Origin of the sequence: Pseudomonas taiwanensis DSM 21245 (assembly GCF_000425785.1) — a bacterium.
GTDB classification, from domain to species: domain Bacteria; phylum Pseudomonadota; class Gammaproteobacteria; order Pseudomonadales; family Pseudomonadaceae; genus Aquipseudomonas; species Aquipseudomonas taiwanensis.
Window position 1 is genome coordinate 37,029 of the sequence record NZ_AUEC01000012.1, and the last position, 21,123, is coordinate 58,151.

The 21,123-nt window shown below is 63.5% G+C and carries 16 protein-coding genes; 9 read left to right on the forward strand and 7 right to left on the reverse strand.

Annotated elements, in window-relative coordinates:
- Positions 1-49 precede the first annotated feature (49 nt).
- Genes H620_RS0104030 through nagZ form a run of 3 tightly spaced genes read left to right on the forward strand, consistent with a single transcriptional unit; the run spans position 50 to position 2,337 of the window.
- Positions 50-751 (forward strand): TetR/AcrR family transcriptional regulator, encoded by a 702-nt coding sequence (locus tag H620_RS0104030; protein ID WP_023379579.1) that lies wholly within the window; start codon positions 50-52, stop codon positions 749-751.
- Positions 752-791: 40 nt separating this feature from the next.
- The gene (locus tag H620_RS0104035; RefSeq protein ID WP_027906768.1) at positions 792-1,316 is read left to right on the forward strand and encodes a L,D-transpeptidase; all 525 of its coding nucleotides are present in this window, start codon (positions 792-794) and stop codon (positions 1,314-1,316) included.
- Positions 1,317-1,338: 22 nt separating this feature from the next.
- Positions 1,339-2,337, forward strand: a complete 999-nt coding sequence (gene nagZ / locus H620_RS0104040) for a beta-N-acetylhexosaminidase (protein WP_177429855.1) — start codon at positions 1,339-1,341, stop codon at positions 2,335-2,337.
- A gap of 87 nt (positions 2,338-2,424) precedes the next feature.
- On the opposite strand, the gene H620_RS26220 is transcribed toward nagZ, so the two are convergent.
- From H620_RS26220 to mfd, 3 genes are read right to left on the reverse strand one after another with little or no spacing between them, the layout of a single operon-like run.
- Positions 2,425-5,751, reverse strand: a complete 3,327-nt coding sequence (locus tag H620_RS26220; protein ID WP_081669620.1) for a DEAD/DEAH box helicase — start codon at positions 5,749-5,751, stop codon at positions 2,425-2,427.
- 1 nt (position 5,752) lies between these two features.
- Positions 5,753-6,325, reverse strand: a complete 573-nt coding sequence (locus H620_RS0104050; RefSeq protein WP_023379583.1) for a peptidoglycan binding protein CsiV — start codon at positions 6,323-6,325, stop codon at positions 5,753-5,755.
- Positions 6,326-6,334: 9 nt separating this feature from the next.
- On the reverse strand, positions 6,335-9,784 hold the full coding sequence (gene mfd, locus H620_RS0104055) for a transcription-repair coupling factor (RefSeq protein WP_027906770.1): 3,450 nt from the start codon (positions 9,782-9,784) through the stop codon (positions 6,335-6,337).
- 167 nt (positions 9,785-9,951) lie between these two features.
- Between mfd and H620_RS0104060 the strand changes: the two genes are divergently transcribed.
- The 3 genes from H620_RS0104060 (at position 9,952) to sthA (ending at position 14,151) form a co-directional block, all read left to right on the forward strand.
- Entirely contained in the window at positions 9,952-11,415 is a 1,464-nt protein-coding gene (locus tag H620_RS0104060; RefSeq protein ID WP_041925454.1) for a glyceraldehyde-3-phosphate dehydrogenase, read from the forward strand.
- Positions 11,416-11,553: 138 nt separating this feature from the next.
- Positions 11,554-12,552, forward strand: a complete 999-nt coding sequence (locus H620_RS0104065; protein WP_027906771.1) for an FAD:protein FMN transferase — start codon at positions 11,554-11,556, stop codon at positions 12,550-12,552.
- Positions 12,553-12,756: 204 nt separating this feature from the next.
- Entirely contained in the window at positions 12,757-14,151 is a 1,395-nt protein-coding gene (gene sthA / locus H620_RS0104070) for a Si-specific NAD(P)(+) transhydrogenase (protein ID WP_023379587.1), read from the forward strand.
- 48 nt (positions 14,152-14,199) lie between these two features.
- Here the strand turns inward: sthA and H620_RS0104075 are convergent, their stop codons facing one another.
- Positions 14,200-14,916: a glycerophosphodiester phosphodiesterase gene (locus H620_RS0104075; protein ID WP_023379588.1), complete on the reverse strand. Its 717-nt coding sequence runs from the start codon at positions 14,914-14,916 to the stop codon at positions 14,200-14,202.
- Positions 14,917-14,948: 32 nt separating this feature from the next.
- The gene (locus tag H620_RS0104080; RefSeq protein ID WP_023379589.1) at positions 14,949-15,533 is read right to left on the reverse strand and encodes a PilZ domain-containing protein; all 585 of its coding nucleotides are present in this window, start codon (positions 15,531-15,533) and stop codon (positions 14,949-14,951) included.
- A gap of 93 nt (positions 15,534-15,626) precedes the next feature.
- Here H620_RS0104080 and H620_RS0104085 point away from each other — a divergent pair, with 93 nt between their 5' ends.
- Genes H620_RS0104085 through H620_RS0104095 form a run of 3 tightly spaced genes read left to right on the forward strand, consistent with a single transcriptional unit; the run spans position 15,627 to position 18,869 of the window.
- Positions 15,627-16,877 carry a lipoprotein-releasing ABC transporter permease subunit gene (locus H620_RS0104085; protein WP_023379590.1) on the forward strand — a complete coding sequence of 417 codons (1,251 nt, stop codon included), beginning with the start codon at positions 15,627-15,629 and terminating at the stop codon, positions 16,875-16,877.
- Between the two features lie 7 nt (positions 16,878-16,884).
- The gene (lolD, locus tag H620_RS0104090) at positions 16,885-17,568 is read left to right on the forward strand and encodes a lipoprotein-releasing ABC transporter ATP-binding protein LolD (RefSeq protein WP_177325244.1); all 684 of its coding nucleotides are present in this window, start codon (positions 16,885-16,887) and stop codon (positions 17,566-17,568) included.
- Positions 17,569-17,627: 59 nt separating this feature from the next.
- Positions 17,628-18,869 (forward strand): lipoprotein-releasing ABC transporter permease subunit, encoded by a 1,242-nt coding sequence (locus H620_RS0104095; protein ID WP_023379592.1) that lies wholly within the window; start codon positions 17,628-17,630, stop codon positions 18,867-18,869.
- A gap of 62 nt (positions 18,870-18,931) precedes the next feature.
- Here the strand turns inward: H620_RS0104095 and H620_RS0104100 are convergent, their stop codons facing one another.
- Complete coding sequence (locus H620_RS0104100) at positions 18,932-20,281, reverse strand: heavy metal sensor histidine kinase (protein ID WP_023379593.1); 1,350 nt, start codon at positions 20,279-20,281, stop codon at positions 18,932-18,934.
- On the reverse strand, positions 20,281-20,961 hold the full coding sequence (locus tag H620_RS0104105; protein ID WP_023379594.1) for a heavy metal response regulator transcription factor: 681 nt from the start codon (positions 20,959-20,961) through the stop codon (positions 20,281-20,283). The genes H620_RS0104100 and H620_RS0104105 overlap by 1 nt, the downstream gene beginning before the upstream one ends.
- Positions 20,962-21,123: the final 162 nt, after the last annotated feature.

Genomic DNA, 21,123 nt, shown 5'->3' on the forward strand with positions numbered 1-21,123 from the left:
CAGGCCTGAAACGTATGTTTCAAACACCTGTTTGTCTGGCGGAGTAGTCATGGCCCAATCGGAAACCGTTGAACGCATTCTCGATGCTGCCGAGCAGCTGTTCGCAGAGAGGGGATTCGCCGAAACCTCGCTGCGGCTGATCACCAGCAAGGCTGGCGTCAACCTGGCCGCGGTCAACTACCACTTCGGTTCCAAGAAGGCCCTGATCCAGGCGGTGTTCTCGCGCTTCCTGGGCCCGTTCTGCGCCAGCCTCGAGCGCGAGCTGGAGCGTCGCCAGGCCCGGCCTGAACAGAAACCCTCGCTCGAAGAACTGCTGGAGATGCTGGTGGAGCAGGCGCTTGCCGTGCAGCCGCGCAGCAACAACGACCTCTCTATCTTCATGCGCCTGCTGGGCCTGGCCTTCAGCCAGAGCCAGGGGCACCTGCGCCGCTACCTCGAGGACATGTATGGCAAGGTGTTCCGCCGCTACATGCTGCTGGTCAACGAGGCTGCACCGCGCATCCCGCCGCTGGAGCTATTCTGGCGTGTGCATTTCATGCTCGGTGCCGCGGCCTTCAGCATGTCGGGTATCAAGGCACTGCGGGCCATTGCCGAAACCGATTTCGGCATCAATACCTCGATCGAACAAGTCATGCGCCTGATGGTGCCGTTCCTGGCGGCCGGCATGCGTGCCGACAGTGGCGTCACCGACGAGGCCATGGCCAGCGCTCAGCTGCGTCCACGCAGCAAGAACGCCACCGCCAAGGCCTGAACACTGGGCGGGGCAGGGCGCTTCGGCTAAGCTAGCGCCCATGCCTGACCTCGACTTTCTGCACATTTCCCTGACCGACCAGCGCCTCTACGGCTTCGTCCGTGGGCAATTGCGGGTTCGTCTCGATGTTTCCACGGCACGTAACGGCGCGGGTGAGCGCAATGGCTCCGGCTGTACGCCGCGAGGCTTGCATCAAGTGCGTGCGAAGATCGGTGCGGGTTTGCCGCTCAATGCGGTGTTGAGCGGGCGACGCTGGACCGGTGAGGTCTGGACGCCAGCGCTGCACGAGCAGTGTCCTGGGCGTGACTGGATCCTGACCCGCATCTTGTGGCTCAGTGGATGCGAGTCTGGCTTCAACCGCCGGGGCGGTGTCGACACGTTTCGTCGCTACATTTACCTGCACGGGACGCCGGACATCGAACCCTTGCGCGTACCGTTGTCACATGGCTGCATACGCCTGCGCAACACGGATTTGCTTGACCTGTTCGACCGAGTGCCGGCCCATTGCCCGGTGCGTATCGAAGAGGCTGCCTGCCCCCAGTGGGCTTCTCTCAGTCTTCAATGAAGGATTCCTTATGACCGTCAGCCTGCAAGGCTCTCTGATGGTGGATATTGCCGGTAAATGGCTGACCGCCGAGGACCGACATCTCCTGCGCCAGCCCGAAGTGGCTGGCTTGATCATCTTTGCGCGCAATGTCGAAAACCCCCGTCAGGTGCGTGAATTGTGTGCGTCGATCCGCGCCATTCGTCCCGACCTGATCCTGGCGGTCGATCAGGAGGGCGGTCGCGTTCAACGCCTGCGTCAGGGGTTCGTGCGCTTGCCGGCCATGCGTGCGATTGCCGATAACGCCAATGCCGAGTACCTGGCCGAACAGTGCGGGTGGCTGATGGCCACCGAGGTCCTGTCGGTTGGCCTGGACCTCAGTTTCGCGCCGGTGCTCGACCTGGATCACCAGCGCAGCGCAGTGGTCGGCAGCCGCGCCTTCGAAGGTGACCCGCAACGCGCCACGCAATTGGCTGGTGCCTTCATCCGTGGCATGAATGCCGCAGGCATGGCGGCCTGTGGCAAGCACTTCCCTGGGCACGGCTGGGCCGAGGCCGACTCCCATGTGGCTATCCCCACCGACGAGCGTAGCCTCGAGCAATTGCGCCAGGCTGACTTGCTGCCATTCACCCGCTTGGGCAGCCAGCTTGCCGCCGTGATGCCTGCCCATGTGATCTACCCGCAGGTGGATAACCAGCCGGCCGGCTTCTCGCGCCGCTGGTTGCAAGACATCCTGCGCGGCGAGCTGGGCTTCCAGGGTGTGATCTTCAGTGACGACCTGTCCATGGCCGGCGCGCATGTGGTCGGGGATGCCGCCAACCGCATCGAAGCGGCACTGAGCGCCGGTTGCGACATGGGTCTGGTGTGCAATGACCGCGCGTCGGCTGAACTGGCGTTGTGTGCGGCGCAGCGGCTCAGGGTGAAGCCATCGCCACGCATCGCGCGGATGCGTGGGCAGGGCTTTGCCCGGACCGATTACCGCCAGCAGCCCCGTTGGCTGGAGGCACTCGGCGCACTGAAAGAGGCACAGCTGGTCGACTGAGGCGTCGCTTGCGACATCCCACGGTTTGCGCTATCGCTGTGGGAGCGGCCTCGTGTCGCGAAGGGGCTGCGTAGCGGCCCCAGAAGCTTAGCGCCCGCGTTTGCCTGGCAACGGTGCGAACAGCGCCTCGATCTCGTCATCCCCCAGGCGCCACTGCCCGGCCTGGCCGCCGTCGAGTAAGCCGGACGCAAGCGCCGCCTTCTCCTGCTGCAGTTGCTGGATCTTCTCTTCCACGGTACCCCGGGTGATCAGCTTGAATACGAACACCGGTTTGTCCTGGCCAATGCGGTAGGCGCGGTCGGTGGCCTGGTTCTCGCTGGCGGGGTTCCACCAAGGGTCATAGTGAATCACCGTGTCTGCGGCAGTTAGGTTAAGCCCTGTACCGCCGGCCTTCAGGCTGATCAGGAATACGTCGCTGTCACCGTCCTGGAACTGCTTGACCGGAGCGCGGCGATCTCGGGTGTCGCCGGTCAGCAGGCTGTAGCGGATATCGCGTTTCGCAAGCTCCTGCTCGATCAGCGCCAGCATCGAGGTGAACTGCGAGAACAGCAGCACACGACGGCCTTCGCTCAGCAGTTCTTCGAGCATTTCCATCAAGGCGCCGAGTTTGCCTTTGTCGGCCTGGTTGGCCTTGGCCTGCACACCTTTGACCAGGCGCAAGTCACAGCACACCTGGCGCAGCTTGAGCAAGGCATCGAGGATCACGATCTGGCTGCGCGCCGCGCCGCTGCGGGCGATTTCCTCGCGGACCTTCTTGTCCATCGCCACCCGCACGGCTTCATAGGTGTCGCGCTGGGCGTCGCTGAGCTCGACCCAGTGGACCATCTCGGTCTTGGCGGGCAGCTCGGTGGCTACCTGCTCCTTGGTCCGGCGCAGCAGGAACGGGCGAACACGATTGGCCAGGTGGGTCATGCGCTCGCTGTCGCCCTGACGCTCGATCGGGGTGCGGTAGTCCTGGTTGAAACGCTTGAGGTCGCCCAGCCAGCCGGGCATCAAGAAGTGGAATAGCGACCATAGCTCGCCCAGGTTGTTTTCCATGGGCGTACCGGTCAGGCACAGGCGCTGGCTGGCTTGCAGCTCGCACACCGACTGGGCGGCCTTGCTGGTGCTGCTCTTGATGTTCTGTGCTTCGTCGAGCACCAGGACCGCCCAAGGTTGCCCGCGCAGGTGTTCCAGGTCGCGCGGCACCAGGGCGTAAGTGGTCAATACCAAGTCGTATTCATGCAGAGAGGCGAAGTGCTTGCTGCGTCCGGGGCCGTGAAGGGCCAGTACCCGCAGGCTGGGGGCGAAGCGCTGGGCCTCGTCGAGCCAGTTGGGCACCAGGCTGGTCGGCATCACCGCCAGGGCGGGGGAGGTCAGGCGCCCGGACTGTTTTTCCAGCAGCAGGTGGGCCAGGGTCTGTAGCGTCTTGCCCAGGCCCATGTCGTCACCCAGGATCCCGCCGGTACCCATCTCGCGCAGGGCCTGCATCCAGTTCAGGCCCTGCTGCTGATAAGGACGCAAGGTGGCGTTGAGCTCGCGGGGCGGCGCGACTTGCAGGTCACGGGCATCGCGCAGGCGCCGGCCCAGGTCACGTACGTGTTCGCCGCCTTCCCAGTGCAGTGGCAGATCGGCGATGTCGTTCAGGCGTGCAGCGTCGGCGCGGTCCAGGCGCAGTGCCGGGCCGGCGGTGTCCTCGTGCAGGTACAGCTCACCCAAGGTGCCCATCACGGCCTTGATCCTGCCGTAGGGCAGGGCGACGCGCAGCGCCGGGCTGTCCAGCCGCCCTCGGTTGAGGTCGATCAGCAGGTGCTCGTCGTCGCTGCGGCGGGCCAGTTCGGCTGGGCGCAGCAGCTCAGGATTGCTGCGCAGCAGTTGCAGCACGATCGGCAACAGGCTGTGGCGCTGACCATCGACCACGATCCCCAGCTCCAGGTCGAACCACTCATGGCCTGGGGCTTCGTCGATGGTGGCGTACCAGTCGTCCACCTCGTGCAGGCTGAAGGCGAAATCGCGGTGGATGTCGATTTCCCAGCCCGCCTCGCGAAGGCGCGGCAGGCCATCGCGGGCAAAGCGCAGCCAGGCTTCGTCGTCCGGCAATTGCAGCATCTCGCCGGCACTGTCGGGCAGGGCTTTGCTCTGCCGGGTGGCGGCCTTGAAACCGAGGTCCCGCACGGTCTTGCGCAGGGCTTGCTCAGCCTGGGGCTGGCGGCGGATGCGTTGGCTGGTGGCGTCCACCAGGCGAGTCAGAGGCTTTTCGTCGCTGCCGCTGGCGCGCAGGCCGTCATAGTCGAACGACAGGGCTGCGCGGTGTTGCATCTGGCGCTGCATGCGACCGGTCTTGGGCATGTAGGCGCTGAATTCGAGGCTGCCGAGGGTCAGTCGACCGCGTGGTGAAATATCTTCGATCTGTTCGCTGCTGACAGCGGTGGGTGTTGGAACCTGGCGGTTCAGGGCATTCAGGCGATGGCTCAAGGGCACGACGAGGTGTTCGGGGACCGTGGGTGCACGGGCGAGCTGGCTGGCAATGAAGGGGTCAAGGTCGTGGTCGAGTATGCCGCAGCGGTGCGACTGCCGGTCCACGTAATACAGTGGCTCGATCGGAATTGCCTGAAGTTGCAGGTGCTCATCGTGGTACCAGGCGCCCCGGTAACTGCCGTTTTCCAGCCTTACCCAGCGAAATTCAGCGTGCAGCTTCGGGCCGCCAAGCAGTGGCGATGGGTCCTGCTCGTAGAGTAGGCGCCCAGTCGCCAGGGCGTAGCCGAACAGCTCTGCGCCCTGCTTGCCTTCCAGCTCGACCACCGGCGTCACGGACTGCGTGCGTGCATCGATCAGGCGCAACAAGCGGCCGTCGTCCTCGGTCACGTAGCGGGGGGTATAGTAGATCAGTTCAGGCAGCGACGTGATTCGGGCCAGCTTGAGCGTGTCGTCTGCCTGGCGGGTGCCTTTGAGCACTTCCATTCGGCATTGTTCGCGGTCTTTGTAGACCCGGTAATAGATGGCCGGCCCCTTGCGCGCCGGTGCCGGAGCACTCACCGGTTTGGCGGGGGTCTCCAGTGCCTGCACCCACTGGTTGAGATCAGGGGGCAGCGAGAGTGCGGCTTGTTCGCGGGTCATGGAGGGGGCGAGACCGCTGGCGCCGTCCTGTACGAGCAGCAAGGCGGCGACGCAGTGCTTGCAGTTCAGGCGCACCGGGCAACTGCAACTGCCGAGAATGCGCAGCTCTCCGGCATGCGCGAACAGCTTGATTATCTGGGTGTACGTTTGCCCTGACGAGCCTTTGCAGGTCGACTCGATGGACGTGGCATCCTGCGACAGAATGCGGGTTCGCTCCTGCGCGGCATATGCGCGACCGCGGCTCAGCGCGCCGGGATCGAAGTGATCGACCCAGTGCGGATAGGCCCTGAGCAATTCTTCTGCGTCACCCGCGTTCACATCACTGCTCCATCATCTCCGGGTCCATGACCGGCATCTTCGGTGTGCCCGGAGGCGTGACCTTCAGCAGCACTGCCAGGTGGCCGCCATCGAGGAAGGTCAGTTGGCCGCCTTTCACATTGCTGTTGCTCTGCTTGAATTGTTCGCTCTGCAGCACGTTGCCGTTGCCATCGAGCTGGTTGACCCAGAAGTTGGCCTCGACAGTGATGAAGCGGCCTTCGGTGATGCTCAGGTTGCCTTCGATGGGGAAGTGGCCGAACTGCTCTTTGCCCGTGCCCAGCGCGATACGGCTGGGCTCGCTGCCCACCTGCTGTTGCCACGCCTTGTGCAACAGCACGGTGTAGTTCGGGGTGGCTTCGAGCCGGGTCACCTCATCGTCCAGGGCGACCCGACGCTCGTCGTCCTTTTCCAGGCGCGGGGCGCCAGCGCTCCAGTCTTCCGGGGCGAACGGGCTGGTGAAGGCGGGCACGTTGTTCTGCCGCACCAGAATCATTTCCACCTGATACAGGCCTTCGGCGAAGGCGGCCGGCGCGAACAGCGTCAGCAGCAAGGTCAGGCAACGGATGGCACGCATGGATATTCCTTAAGCAGGCTGTGGTGTCAGGCGCTCGAACAGCGCCTCCAGGGTGTTGAAGCGTTCGTCGGGGCGTTCCATCGGAACCAGGAAGCGGAACTGGGTCGCGCCTTCGAACTTATAGCGTTTGGGCTGGCCTTGAATCAGCTTGATCAGGGTCAGTGGGTCGACAGGGGTCTCGGCCTCGAACTCGAGTTTGCCGCCGTTGGGGCCGGCATCGACTTTCTTGATGCCCAGCTTCTCGGCATGCAGCTTGAGCTGAGTCAGGCGCATGAGGTTCTTGGTCGGCTCCGGCAGCAGGCCGAAGCGGTCGATCATTTCCACTTGCAGGTCCTTCAGACCCTCCTCGTCAGCGGCCGAAGCGATGCGCTTGTAGAGGATCAGGCGGGCATGTACGTCGGGCAGGTAGTCTTCGGGTATCAACGCCGGCAGGCGCAGGTTGATCTCCGGACCACCGCCCAATGGCTGCTCCAGGTTCGGTTGGGTGCCCTTGCGAATGGCCTTGACCGCCCGTTCGAGCATTTCCATGTACAGGGTGAAGCCGACTGCCTGGATCTGACCGCTCTGACCTTCGCCCAGCAGTTCGCCGGCACCGCGAATCTCCAGGTCGTTGGTGGCCAGCACGAAGCCGGCGCCCAGGTCCTGGGTATTGGCAATGGCTTCCAGGCGCTTCTCGGCATCGGCGCTGATCTGCTGGCGTGGTGGCGTCAGCAGGTAGGCATAGGCTTGGTGGTGACTACGACCAACCCGGCCGCGCAACTGATGCAACTGGGCCAGGCCGAACTTGTCGGCGCGTTCGATGACGATGGTGTTGGCGCTGGGCACGTCGATGCCGGTCTCGATGATGGTCGAGGCGATCAGCACGTTGAAGCGCTTGTGGTAGAAGTCGCTCATCACCTGTTCGAGTTCGCGTTCGCGCATTTGCCCGTGGCCGATGCCGATCCGTGCCTCGGGCACCAGTTCGGCCAGGTCGGCGGCGCATTTCTCGATGGTTTTCACATCGTTGTGCAGGTAGTAGACCTGGCCGCCGCGCAGCAGCTCGCGCAGCAGTGCCTCCTTCACCGTGCTCTTGTTCTGCTCCATGACGAAGGTGCGCACCGACAACCGGCGGGCCGGCGGGGTGGCGATGATCGACAGGTCGCGCATGCCGGACACCGCCATGTTCAACGTGCGCGGAATTGGCGTGGCGGTCAGGGTGAGAATGTCCACCTCGCTACGCAGGGCCTTGAGCTGTTCTTTCTGGCGAACGCCGAAACGGTGTTCTTCATCGATGATGGCCAGGCCTAGGTCCTTGAAGCGCACATCGTCCTGGAGCAGTTTGTGCGTGCCGATCAGGATGTCGATCTTGCCTTCGGCCAGATCAGCCGCCGCTGCCGCCACTTCCTTGGCCGACTTGAAGCGGCTCATGACCTCCACGGTTACCGGCCAGTCGGCGAAGCGGTCGCGGAAGCTGTTGTAGTGCTGCTGGGCGAGCAGGGTAGTGGGCACCAACACTGCCACCTGGCGACCACTGTGCACCGCGATGAAGGCTGCGCGCATGGCCACTTCGGTCTTGCCGAAGCCGACGTCGCCGCACACCAGGCGATCCATGGGCTTGGCGGCCAGCATGTCGGCGCGTACGGCTTCGATGGCGGCTTGCTGGTCGGGGGTTTCCTCGAACGGGAAGCCGGCGCTGAAGGTGGCGTAGTCGGCGGCCGGGTCGGCGAACGCATAGCCTTTGCGCGCGGCGCGGCGGGCATAGATGTCGAGCAGTTCGGCCGCCACGTCGCGCACCTGTTCGGCGGCTTTGCGCTTGGCTTTCTGCCAGGCTTCGGAGCCGAGTCGGTGCAACGGTGCCAGGGCATCATCGCTGCCGGTGTAACGGGCGATCAGGTGCAGGTTGGCCACCGGCACATAGAGCTTGGCGCCCTCGGCGTATTCCAGGGTCAGGAATTCGGCGGCCTGGCCGTCGATTTCCAGGGTTGCCAGGCCCAGGTAGCGACCCACGCCGTGGTCGATATGCACCACTGGCGCACCTTCGCGCAGCTCGGTGAGGTTCTTGATGACTGCATCGTTGGCCGCCTCGCCGCGTTTCTCGCGACGCCGGCGCTGCATGACGCGCTGGCCGAACAGCGGGCTCTCGGCAATCAGCGCCACGGCAGGGTCGTCCAGCAGCAGGCCGTCATCGAGCGGGGCGATGGTGATCGCCAGGCGCTCGCTGCCGGTGATGAATTCGGCCCAGCTTTCGACCGTCTCCGGGCGCAGCTTCAGGCGCTCAAGCAGTTCCAGCAGGACTTCACGGCGGCCTGCCGATTCAGCGGTGAACAGGACCCGGCCAGGGAACTGGTCCAGGAAGTTGGCCAGTTCGGCCAGCGGTTGGTTGGCCTTGGCTTCGATGGCCAGGTTGGGCAAGGCGCCGGCGGGGAAACGCTCACGGCCGGCGCCTGGTTCTACATCGTCGGTATTTGCCACGACGCGCGGCCACTGCTTGAGGCGGGCGAAGCAGTCCTCGACCGGCAGGAACAGTTCGGCTGGCGGCAGCAGCGGGCGGGTCAGGTCGCCACGGCGTTCTTCATAACGGCCGCGGACATCGTTCCAGAAGTGTTCGGCGGCCTGCTCGACACCCGGCAGCGAGAACACTTGAGTGTCGTCCGGCAGGTAGTCGAAAAGGGTGGAGGTTTCTTCGAAGAACAGCGGCAGGTAATACTCGATACCCGCGGGGATGATGCCGCTGGTGAGGTCCTGGAAGATCGCGCTGCGGCGAAAATCGACGTCGAAACGCTCGCGGAAGCGGGCCTTGAAACGGGTCACTTCGTCCTTTTGCATCGGGAACTCGCGGGCCGGCAGCAGGCGAATCGAGTCCACCTTGTCGATCGAGCGCTGGGTTTCCGGGTCGAAGGTGCGCAGGGTTTCGATTTCATCGTCGAACAGGTCGATGCGATAGGGCAGTTTGCTGCCCATCGGGAACAGGTCGATCAAGGCACCCCGCACGGCGAACTCGCCGTGCTCGTAGACGGTGTCGACGCAGCGGTAGCCGGTGGCTTCCAGGCGTGTGCGCATCTGCTCGACATCCACTTTCTGGCCGATGTCCAGCACCAGGCTGCTGCCCAGCAGGAAGCGGGTCGGCGCCAGGCGGTGCAGGGCCGTGGTGATCGGCACCACGAGAATGCCGTGGTCCAGTTCAGGCAACTGGTAGAGGCTGGCGATACGCTGGGAAATGATGTCCTGGTGCGGCGAGAACAGGTCGTACGGCAGGGTTTCCCAGTCAGGGAAAGGCAGCACTGGCAAGTCCGGCGCGAAGAAACGCAGCTCTTGCTCCAGACGGTCGGCGGCCTGGCTGTCGGCCGTCAGCAAAAGGGTGAAGCGACCAGCGTTGCTGGCGGCTTCGGCAATGGCAAGGCTGAGGGCGGCACCGGGCAAGTTGCCCCAGGTATGTTTGCCGGCCGTGGCCGACATTTGCGGTAGGCGCAGAACTGACACGGGAGATTGCACTCCAAGCGTTGCGGCAAAGAGATCAATTGTACCGGTGCCGGTGCGTGCTGTCAGGCTCGAAAGGCCATGAACACTCGCTCTGGCGTCGGCGACAGGCGCTCATTGCCCGATACGCGTTGGGGCGTCATAATGTAGCCCCTTTTTTCTGTCCCTACATGTGGAAGGTTCCCGTGACTCAGAAGCCCGACCAGTGTCTTGGTGAGTGGATCGATCGTGAAGCTCTTGCTGAAGCGATGATCCCGCTTATCGGTCAGCTCTACCGCAACAACAACGTGGTGAGCTCGATCTATGGCCGTAGCCTGATCAACCGTTCGGTTATCTCGATCCTCAAAGCCCACCGCTTTGCGCGTCACCGTCAAACCGACGAGACCGAACTGTCCGTCCACGAGACATTCCCCCTGCTCAAGGCCATGAGCGAGCTGAAACTGGGCGCCGCTTCGGTCGACCTGGGCAAGCTGGCCAACAAGTTCAAGCAGGAAGGCAACGGCCGCAGCGCCGAGCAGTTCGTGCGTGAAGAGCTGGCTGAAGTGGTTGGCCAGCAGAACGCTTCGGCGCGTAAGGGCACCGACGTCGTGCTGTACGGCTTCGGCCGCATCGGCCGCCTGCTGGCGCGCATCCTGATCGAGAAAACCGGTGGCGGCGACGGCCTGCGCCTGCGCGCCATCGTCGTGCGCAAAGGCGCCGAGAACGATCTGGTCAAGCGTGCCAGCCTGTTGCGTCGTGACTCGGTGCACGGCCCGTTCGATGGCACCATCACCATCGATGAAGCCAACAACACCATCACTGCCAACGGCAACCTGATCCAGGTGATCTACTCCAACGATCCGGCCTCGATCGACTACACCCAGTACGGTATCGAAAACGCCCTGCTGGTCGACAACACCGGTAAATGGCGTGACGCCGAAGGTCTGGGCCAGCACCTGCAGTGCAAAGGCATCGAGCGCGTGATCCTCACCGCACCTGGCAAGGGCGCGCTGAAGAACATCGTTCACGGCATCAACCATGGCGACATCGCCGCCGATGACAAGATCATCTCGGCTGCCTCCTGCACCACCAACGCCATCGTGCCGGTGCTCAAGGCTGTCAACGACCAGTACGGTATCGTCAACGGTCACGTCGAAACCGTTCACTCGTTCACCAACGACCAGAACCTGATCGACAACTTCCACAAGGGCAGCCGTCGTGGCCGCGCCGCGCCGCTGAACATGGTCATCACCGAGACCGGTGCCGCCACTGCCGCCGCCAAGGCCCTGCCAGTGCTCAAGGGCAAGCTGACCGGCAACGCCATTCGCGTGCCGACGCCGAACGTCTCGATGGCCATCCTGAACCTGAACCTGGAAAAGGCCACCAGCCGCGACGAAATCAACGAGTACCTGCGCCAGACCGCCATGCACTCGGAACTGCACAAGCAGATCGACTACGTCAGCTCCCAGGAAGTGGTTTCGACCGACTTCGTGGGTTCGCGCCACGCCGGTGTGGTCGATGCCGAAGCCACCATTTGCAACGACAACCGTGTTGTCCTGTACGTCTGGTACGACAACGAGTTCGGTTACAGCTGCCAGGTGGTTCGCGTGATGGAAGAGATGGCCGGTGTGAACCCGCCAGCGTTTCCGCGCTGATCCGCTTGTAAGGCAATGAAAAAACGGGAACCTTCGGGTTCCCGTTTTTTTTGGCCTGCATTTATTGTGTTTGTACCGGTCTTATCGTCAGTCAGCGGGCTGACGATAAGGTCGGTGCAGGCAATCGAGAACCCAACCTTGCGTACAGCCCTTTTGTTCATCCTGATGCTCCTCACCGCCTGCGACCAGGGGCCGACCCTGGAGCGCCTGAGCGGCCCGACCATGGGCAGCAGCTACAGCATCCAGTACGTTCGCGAACCCGGCGGCCCGGCGCCTGCGCAGGTGCAGGCAGCGGTCGAGACCCTTTTGCAGGGCGTCGACCAGCACTACTCGACCTACCGGGGCGACTCCACCGTCAGCCGCTTCAACCAGCTCCCGGCCAACCAGTGCTTGGCACTGCCGCCTGACATGCTGGAGTTGGTCGCCCTCGGTCAGCGCCTCGCCGAACAGAGCGCGGGAGCCTTCGACCTTACGGTCGAGCCGCTGCTCGACCTCTGGGGCTTCGGCCCGCAGGCCCGGGCCGAGCAGGTGCCGGACCCGCAGGCTCTGGCCCAGGCTCGCCAGCGTGTGGGTTATCGCCACCTGCACATCGATGGCCAGGCCCTGTGCAAGGATGCCCCGGTGCAAGTGGACTTCAACAGCATCGCCGCTGGCCATGCGGTCGACCTGATCGCCGAGCGCCTGCGCGCCATGGGTATCGGCAACTTCATCGCCGAGGCCACCGGGGAGCTCAAGGCGGTGGGCCACAAGCCCGATGGCAGTGCCTGGCGCATCGCCCTCGAACTGCCCCGTGAAGATCGCCAGATTGCCCGCCAGATCATTCCCGTCAACGGCCTTGCCGTGTCGACCTCGGGTGACTATCGCCACTATTTCGAGCAGAATGGCCGCCGCTATTCGCACACCTTCGATGCGCGTCTCGGGCGCCCGGTCGATCACAGTCTCGCGGCAGTCACCGTGCTCGATGCCTCGGCCCTGCAAGCGGACGGTTATTCGACCCTGCTGTTGATTCTTGGGCCTGAGCGCGGTTGGGACTTCGCCGTGGCTCATGAGTTGGCGGCGGTATTGGTGACTCGGGCAGAGGGTGGCTTCGTCTCCCGAGCTACGCCTGCGTTCGAACGGGCGGTGAAAGGCGAGTGAAAGCACAAGGACGGATGATCGGCGCCACGGAGTCGGTGAACGACATGTAGTGCAGGCAAAAATAGCCTACGACGCGACCAAGGGTTAATGTTCGCGGCGTTCACGCTTGATTAGACTGCACCCGAATTTTTTCATGGCGCCTCGGCGGCATGATCGAGCCCCGCGAGCCACCGTGACCCGCGGGCCAGTTCTGAAGGAGTACGCATGGCTGTCTACAACTACGACGTAGTGGTGCTGGGTTCCGGCCCGGCCGGAGAAGGCGCGGCAATGAATGCCGCCAAAGCAGGGCGCAAGGTGGCAATGGTCGACAGCCGTCGTCAGGTCGGCGGCAACTGCACCCACCTGGGCACCATCCCGTCCAAGGCACTGCGTCACTCGGTGCGGCAGATCATGCAGTTCAACACCAATCCGATGTTCCGCGCCATCGGTGAGCCACGTTGGTTCTCCTTCCCGGACGTGCTCAAGAGCGCCGAGAAAGTGATTTCCAAGCAGGTCGCGTCGCGTACCGGCTACTACGCCCGCAACCGTGTCGATGTCTTCGTCGGCACCGGCAGCTTCGCCGACGAGCAGACCGTCGAGGTGGTTTGCCCCAACGGCGTAGTCGAGAAACTGGTGGCCAAGCACATCATCATCGCCACCGGCTCGCGCCCGTACCGCCCAGCCGACATCGACTTCCACCACCCACGCGTCTACGACAGCGACACCATCCTCAGCCTGAGCCACACCCCACGCAAGCTGATCGTCTACGGTGCCGGTGTCATCGGTTGCGAATACGCCTCGATCTTCAGCGGTCTTGGCGTACTGGTTGAGCTGGTCGACAACCGTGGCCAGCTACTGAGCTTCCTGGACTCGGAAATTTCCCAGGCACTGAGCTATCACTTCAGCAACAACAACATCACCGTGCGCCACAATGAGGAGTACGAGCGGGTCGAGGGCCTGGACAACGGTGTGATCCTGCACCTGAAGTCGGGCAAGAAGATCAAGGCCGACGCCTTGCTGTGGTGTAACGGCCGTACCGGCAACACCGACAAGCTGGGCCTGGAAAACATTGGCATCAAGGTCAACAGCCGTGGCCAGATCGAGGTCGACGAGGCCTACCGCACCAGCGTACCTAACATCTACGGTGCCGGTGACGTGATCGGCTGGCCGAGCCTGGCCAGTGCCGCCCACGACCAGGGCCGTTCGGCGGCCGGCAGCATCGTCGACAACGGCAGCTGGCGCTTCGTCGATGACGTGCCGACCGGTATCTACACCATTCCGGAGATCAGCTCGATCGGCAAGAACGAGCAGGAACTGACCCAGGCCAAGGTGCCGTACGAAGTGGGCAAGGCCTTCTTCAAGAGCATGGCCCGTGCGCAGATCGCCGGTGAGCCGCAGGGCATGTTGAAGATCCTGTTCCACCGTGAAACCCTGGAGATCCTGGGTGTGCACTGCTTCGGCTACCAGGCTTCGGAGATCGTTCACATCGGTCAGGCGATCATGAACCAGCCAGGTGAGCAGAACAATCTGAAGTACTTCGTCAACACCACGTTCAACTACCCGACCATGGCCGAAGCCTATCGGGTAGCTGCCTACGACGGCCTGAACCGGCTTTTTTGAGCGGCTCCGGCCGGTGGCCTGAGCCGGTCGGGGAGACCGATTTCAGCCCTACCCGAGGGTGGTCTTGGCCAAACCGGGAAAGTCTGTAATCAGGCTGTCCACGCCAAAGTCAGCGAGCCGGCGCATCAGTGCCGGCTCGTTGACCGTCCACACCGATACGTGCAAGCCCTGGTTCTGCGCTTTGATCAGACGCTCAGGGGTGCACAGCGTCCAGTTGAGCGCCAGCATTTCGCAGCCGTAGTTCTGCGCGACCTTCAGCGGGTCGAGCCAGGCGTACTCGGCGACCAGGCCGCGCTTCACGTCCGGGACCAGTTCCTGTGCGGCGCCCAGTACTTCGCGTGAACTCGAGGTGATGGTTACCTTGTCCAGCATGCCGTATTGCTGGGCCAGCTCGCGAATGGCCAGCACGGTGGTGGCGGCGCGGGTGCGCGATGCGCTTTTCACTTCCAGTTGCCAGTGCTCGAAGGCGCATTTCTCGAACAGCTCTTCCAGGCGCGGGATAGGGCAGGGCTGCACATGGCCAGGGCCACCTTTACGGGCATCGTAGGTAACCAGTTCGTCAGCGGTGTGTTCCACCACTTTGCCCCGTCGTCCGGTCGTGCGCTTGAGGGTGGGGTCGTGGATGACCATCAACTCGTTGTCGGCGGACAGGTGCAGGTCCAGTTCGCAGCGGGTGACGCCGTGGGACAGGCACTGGCGGAAGCTGGTCAGGGTGTTCTCGGGTGCTTCGCCCTTGGCGCCGCGGTGGCCATAGATCAGGGTCACGTTCGTTCCTTCAGTTCAAAAGAGTGTCAGGCTCAGGAGGAGGGTGGGTTCTGTTCCAGCTGCTGGCGCCGTTGCTGCTGCTGGCGCTGCAGGATGTAGCGGGCCAGCAACTGGCGCTGGGCGTCGGTCATGTCGGTGAATTCGGTGCCAACCTCGTAGGTGCCGTCCGGTCGAGGATCGCAATGGGTCACCCGGCCTCGCAGCAACAGGCCATGGGCGCGGGGCATGAGCACCATCTTTACCTTCACTCGCGTGCCAGGGGCGATGTGCTTGGCCTGGGCGAATTCGATGCCCCCTTCGGAGATGACCACTGCCTGAGGCTTGCCGATTTCACCGATCAGGGTCTGCGCAACCACGGCGCTGAGCAGGTCCAGGCGTTTGTTTTGGGCGCGCAGGAAGGCGGCCAGGGTGCGGTCCTTCTCGCTCAGCTGGCGCAGCAGGTGCTGGGACTCGAAGTCGGACAGGTGCAGTTCGCTGAGCAGGTTGAACAGCGGGGACTCATCTTGCAACAGTTCTGTCTCAAGGGCTTCGGCCGCGCTCAAGGGACTGATTTCCAGTGCGATCCGGTCTTCGATGCGGTAGTATTCGCGGCGATCTTCTTCGTCTAATGTCGTCATGGCGAACCCATGGTAGCGGCGGTGGTCCGAGTGTAAAGCCGCCGTAGGCGCCTCGCCACAAGGACGTTCCCTTTCATCCGAACAAGCCCCGACATGTTCAGACCTCTTTTCGCATTCATCGGTACGCGTTACACCCGTGCCAAGCGCCGCAATCACTTCGTCTCGTTCATTTCCCTGACCTCGATGATCGGCCTCGCCCTGGGCGTGGTGGTCATGATCGTGGTGCTTTCGGTCATGAACGGCTTCGACCACGAGATGCGTACCCGCGTGCTGGGCATGATTCCCCACGCCACGCTCGAAAGCGGCCAGCCCGTCAACGACTGGCCAGCCCTTGCCAAACAAGTAAAGCAGAATCCGCAGGTGGTGGCAGTTGCGCCCTACACCCAGATGCAGGGCCTGCTGACTCACGATGGCAAGGTGCAGAAGGTTTTGCTCAATGGCATAGACCCTGCGCGCGAGCGTGAGGTGTCGATCATCGACAACTTCATCCTGCAAGGGCGCCTGGAGCAACTGGCGCCGGGCGAGTGGGGCATCATGATCGGCGACAAGGCTGCGGCAAAGCTGGGGGTGGCCATCGGCGACAAACTCACCTTCGTCGCCCCCGAAGTCAGCGTCACGCCGGCCGGCATGTTCCCGCGCATGAAGCGCTTCACCGTGGTCGGCACCTTCCACGTCGGCGCCGGCGAGATCGATGGCTACCTGGGCCTGACCAATATCGCCGACCTGTCGCGCCTGCACCGCTGGAAGGCCGACCAGGTGCAGGGCCTGCGCCTCAAGTTCGACGACCTGTTCCAGGCCCCGCGCGTGGCCTGGGAGATCGCCCAGCGCCTGGGTGACCAGGAGTTCTACAGCCGTGACTGGACCCGCACCCACGGCAACCTGTACCAGGCCATTCGCATGGAAAAAGCCATGATCGGCCTGCTGTTGCTGCTGATCGTGGCCGTGGCGGCATTCAACATCATTTCGACCCTGGTGATGGTGGTCAATGACAAGCGCGGCGATATCGCCATCCTGCGTACCCTCGGTGCCACGCCGGGGCAGATCATGGCCATCTTCATGGTCCAGGGCACGGTGATCGGGGTGATCGGCACCTTGATCGGCGCCGTGGTCGGGATTATCGCCGCGCTCAATGTCAGCGCGGTGATCGCCGGCATCGAGAAGCTGATCGGGCACAAGTTCCTCAACGCCGATGTGTATTTCATCGATTACCTGCCGTCGCAGATCCAGGCCAATGACGTGTACATGGTCTGCGGTGCGGCGCTGGTCCTGAGTTTCTTCGCCACCCTGTACCCGGCCTGGCGTGCGGCCCGCACCCAGCCTGCAGAGGCGCTACGTTATGAGTGAGTCGCGCATGAGTGATAAAGCCGTTCTGAGTTGCCGCAACCTGGGCAAGTCCTACGAGGAGGGCCCGGAGTCGGTGCAGGTGTTGTCCGGGTTGAACCTCGAACTGCATGCCGGTGAGCGGGTGGCCATCGTCGGCAGTTCCGGCTCGGGCAAGAGTACCTTGCTCAACCTGCTGGGCGGGCTCGACCGGCCCACCCAAGGCAGTGTCTGGCTGGCCGGCGAAGAACTGTCGGCGCTGGGCGAGCGTGCCCGTGGCCTGCTGCGTAACCGTGAACTGGGCTTCGTCTACCAGTTCCACCACCTGTTGCCCGAGTTCACCGCCATGGAGAACGTGTGCATGCCGCTGCTGATCGGCCGCACGCCCATACCCGAGGCCCGCGAGCGCGCCGAGGCTTTGCTCAAGCGCGTTGGCCTGAGCCATCGTCTGCATCACAAGCCGGCCGAGCTGTCCGGCGGCGAGCGTCAGCGCGTGGCGATCGCCCGAGCCCTGGTCAATCGCCCGGGCCTGGTGATGCTCGACGAGCCGACCGGCAACCTCGATCACCACACCGCCCAGGGCATCCAGGAGCTGATGCAGGAATTGTCCAGTGCATCCAAGACGGCGTTCCTGGTAGTGACCCACGACCTCAATCTGGCGCGTCAGATGGACCGCGTGCTGAAGCTCGACGATGGCCACCTGGTAGCGATCTGATCAGCGTGCCTGGGGCGGCCTGAGCCGCCCCGCAACTTATTCATTGGGTGTTTTCGTACATGTTCAGACCCTTGCCCTTGTTCATCGGTGCTCGCTACACCCGTGCCAAGCGCCGCAACCATTTCATCTCGTTCATCTCCATGACCTCGATGATCGGCCTGTCCCTGGGCGTGCTGGCGATGATCGTGGTGTTGTCGGTGATGAATGGCTTTCAGCGCGAGATGAGCTCGCGCATTCTCGGTTTGGTACCCCATGCGGCGATCCTTGGCGTGCAGCCGCTGGACGACTGGCGCAAGGCGGCCGATGCCGCGCTGAGCAATCCTGCGGTGATGGCCGCTGCGCCTATCACGGAAATGGAAGGCATGCTGTCGTACAAGGGCGCCATGCAGCCGATCCAGGTCAGCGGTATCGACCCCGCCGAGGAGGGCAAGGTGTCCATCGTCGGCCAGCACATCGTCCAGGGGCGTTTGCAGGACCTTGAGCCAGGAGAATACGGGGTGGTGATCGGTGAGCTGACCGCGCGTCGCTTCCGTCTCAATACCGGCGACAAGCTGACCCTGATCGTCCCGGAAATCAGCAAGGAACCGGGCGGTATCACCCCGCGCATGCAGCGGTTGACCGTGGTCGGTATCTTCAAGGTCGGTGCCGAGCTCGATGGCTCGCAGGCCTACATGCATGTCGCCGATGCCGGTGAAATGCAGCACTGGGCCGCGGGCCAGGTCCAAGGGGTGCGCCTCAAGCTGCATGACCTGTATGCCGCGCCCCAGGTGTCCAAGGCCATCGCCGCCAGCCTGGGCGATGCCTACCGCGCCGACGACTGGTCGCACACCCAGGGCAGCCTGTTCAGCGCCATGAAGATGGAAAAGACCATGATCGGCCTGTTGTTGCTGATGATCATCGCAGTGGCGGCGTTCAACATCATCGCCACACTGGTGATGGTGGTGAACGACAAGGGGCCGGACATCGCCATTCTGCGTACCCTGGGCGCCACGCCCGCGCAGATCATGGGCACCTTCATGGTTCAGGGCAGCCTGATCGGTATCGTCGGAACGCTGATCGGCGGTGTGCTCGGGGTGATTGCCGCAATCAACGTCAGTCAGATCGTCGGTTGGTTGGAGCGGGTCAGCGGGCAGCACATCTTCACCTCGGATGTGTACTTCGTCAGCAGCCTGCCGTCCGAGTTGCAGTGGGGGGATGTGGCGATCATCTGCACGGCGGGGTTGGTGATGAGTTTCCTGGCGACCATCTACCCAGCGTATCGGGCGTCGCAGGTGCAGCCGGCTATTGGGCTCGCTGTCTGAAATCGGGTTGGTGCTAGGGGGCGTTTTGCGCCCCTTTCGTTACGCAAGGCCGCTCCCGGGATTCACTGCCGGGCGCTGAATTCGATCACGAACCGCGTCCACCCATCCGTACACTCCGCCCGAATGGTCCCGCCATGGGCCTGTACGATCGACCGGGTAATCGCCAATCCCAGCCCGGCATGTTCGTTATTGCCTTCCCGCCGTGCCGGGTCCGCGCGGTAGAACCGATCGAACAGCCGAGGCAACACCGCCGCCTCTATCGGCGTTCCCGTGTTGGCGACGCAAAGGCGTAGCCCTGGCTCCAACGTCACTTGTATCTGCCCACCGGCGGGTGTGAAGCGCAAGGCATTGTCCAGCAGGTTGGACAGCGCCCGCCGCAACATATGGCGGTCGCCCTGCAGCATCGCTTCACCGTCGCGCTGCATCCGCACCTCGACGTCCTCGGCCAGCGGTGCGTAATACTCCAGCAGGGCATCCACTTCGTCATGCAAGGCCAGCGGCGTAAGGCCGGGTACCAACAAGCCATGGTCGGCTTTGGCCAGGAACAGCATGTCGTTGACCATCTGCGCCATCCGTTGCAGCTCTTCCAGGTTGCCATGTAGCGCCTCCCGGTAGTCTTCTAGGCTGCGCGGGCGGGTGAGGGTGACCTGGGTGTGGGTCAGCAGGTTGGACAGCGGTGTACGCAGTTCGTGGGCGATATCGGCGGAAAACGCCGACAGCCGCTGAAAGGCGTCGTCCAGGCGCTGCAACATGGCGTTCACGGTGCAGGCCAGCTCTGCCAACTCATCTGGCATCTGCTCGGCGGGCAAACGGGTAGTCAGCGAGCGTGCCGACACACTGGCTGCGACCTGGCCCATTTGGCGCAAGGGCCGCAGTCCACGGCGCGCAGCCCAGGCGCCGAGCAGCGCGGTGGCCAGCGCCGAAAGACCGACAGTGAGCCATATCAGGCGCTGCATGCCTTGTAGAAAATGCTGGTGGTGGGTGATATCGAGGAACAGCGTCAGGCGCGCAGCGTGCCGGTCGCCTGCGCTCAAGGGGGCTGTGAGGCTGCGGTAATCCATACCGTTGGCATGCAAGGTGGCCAACCCGGAAGGCAAGGGTGTTTCGGGCAACGCCGACTGGCTGTCGAACCACAGCGTACCATCCTGGCCCTCTACGCGCAGGGCGAGGTCCGACTGGTGGCTGAGTTCGTTGCGCAAAGCAGGCTCGCGTGCGCGCAGATCGCGAGCGTCGTTCACGCCGGCCAGTTGGGTGCGAAACAGCGACAGGCGCGACTCCAGCAACTGCTGGTCCAGTTCGATGAAGTGCTGCCGGCTGGCGTGGCTGAACAGCAAGCCTGCGCCCAGGGAAACCGCTGCGGTACAGGCGGCGAAAAGGAGTGCCAGGCGGCTGCTCAGTGAAACCGGGCGCATCAGTCGTGGCGCTCTTCGAGTACATAGCCCATGCCGCGCACGGTATGGATCAACTTATTGCCATGCGGGTCGTCGATCTTCAGGCGCAGGCGGCGGATCGCGACTTCGATGATGTTGGTATCGCTGTCGAAATTCATGTCCCAGACTTGCGAGGCGATCAATGACTTGGGCAGCACCTCGCCCTGTCGGCGCAGCAGCAATTCCAGTAGCGCAAACTCCTTGGCGGTCAAGTCGATGCGCTGGCCGGCGCGTTCTGCACGGCGGCGGATCAGGTCCAGGCGCAGGTCGGCCAGGCTCAGTGAGGTGTCCTGGGCGGGGTTGGCGCCCCGGCGAAGCAAGGTGCGCACTCGGGCCAGCAGCTCGGAGAAGGCGAAGGGCTTGACCAGGTAATCGTCGGCGCCCAGCTCCAGGCCGTGGACCCGATCCTCGATGGCGTCGCGTGCGGTGAGGAACAGCACCGGTGTGTCCAGGCCGGCTTGGCGTACGGCCTGCAGAATTTGCCAGCCATCGCGTCCTGGCAGCATCACATCGAGAATCAGCAGGTCATGGTCGCCAGTCAGCGCCATGTGCTGACCGGTGTCGCCATCGGCGGCCAGTTCGGTGGCGAAGCCTGCTTCGCTGAGGCCCTGGCACAGGTACTGACCGGTGCGGGCCTGGTCTTCGACGATCAGCAGTTTCATGCATTGTCCGTGTTGGCTGAAGGGGGCCTGTAAATGATACGTGACGATGTGTCCGCTCGGCCAAGCTGACGAAGTTGTAATCTTCCCGTCAGCCAACCGCCAGTCATTGCTTCCTGTTCCCGTCAGGTCGTCGGCCATCGAGTGACAAGAGCCCCAAGGCGA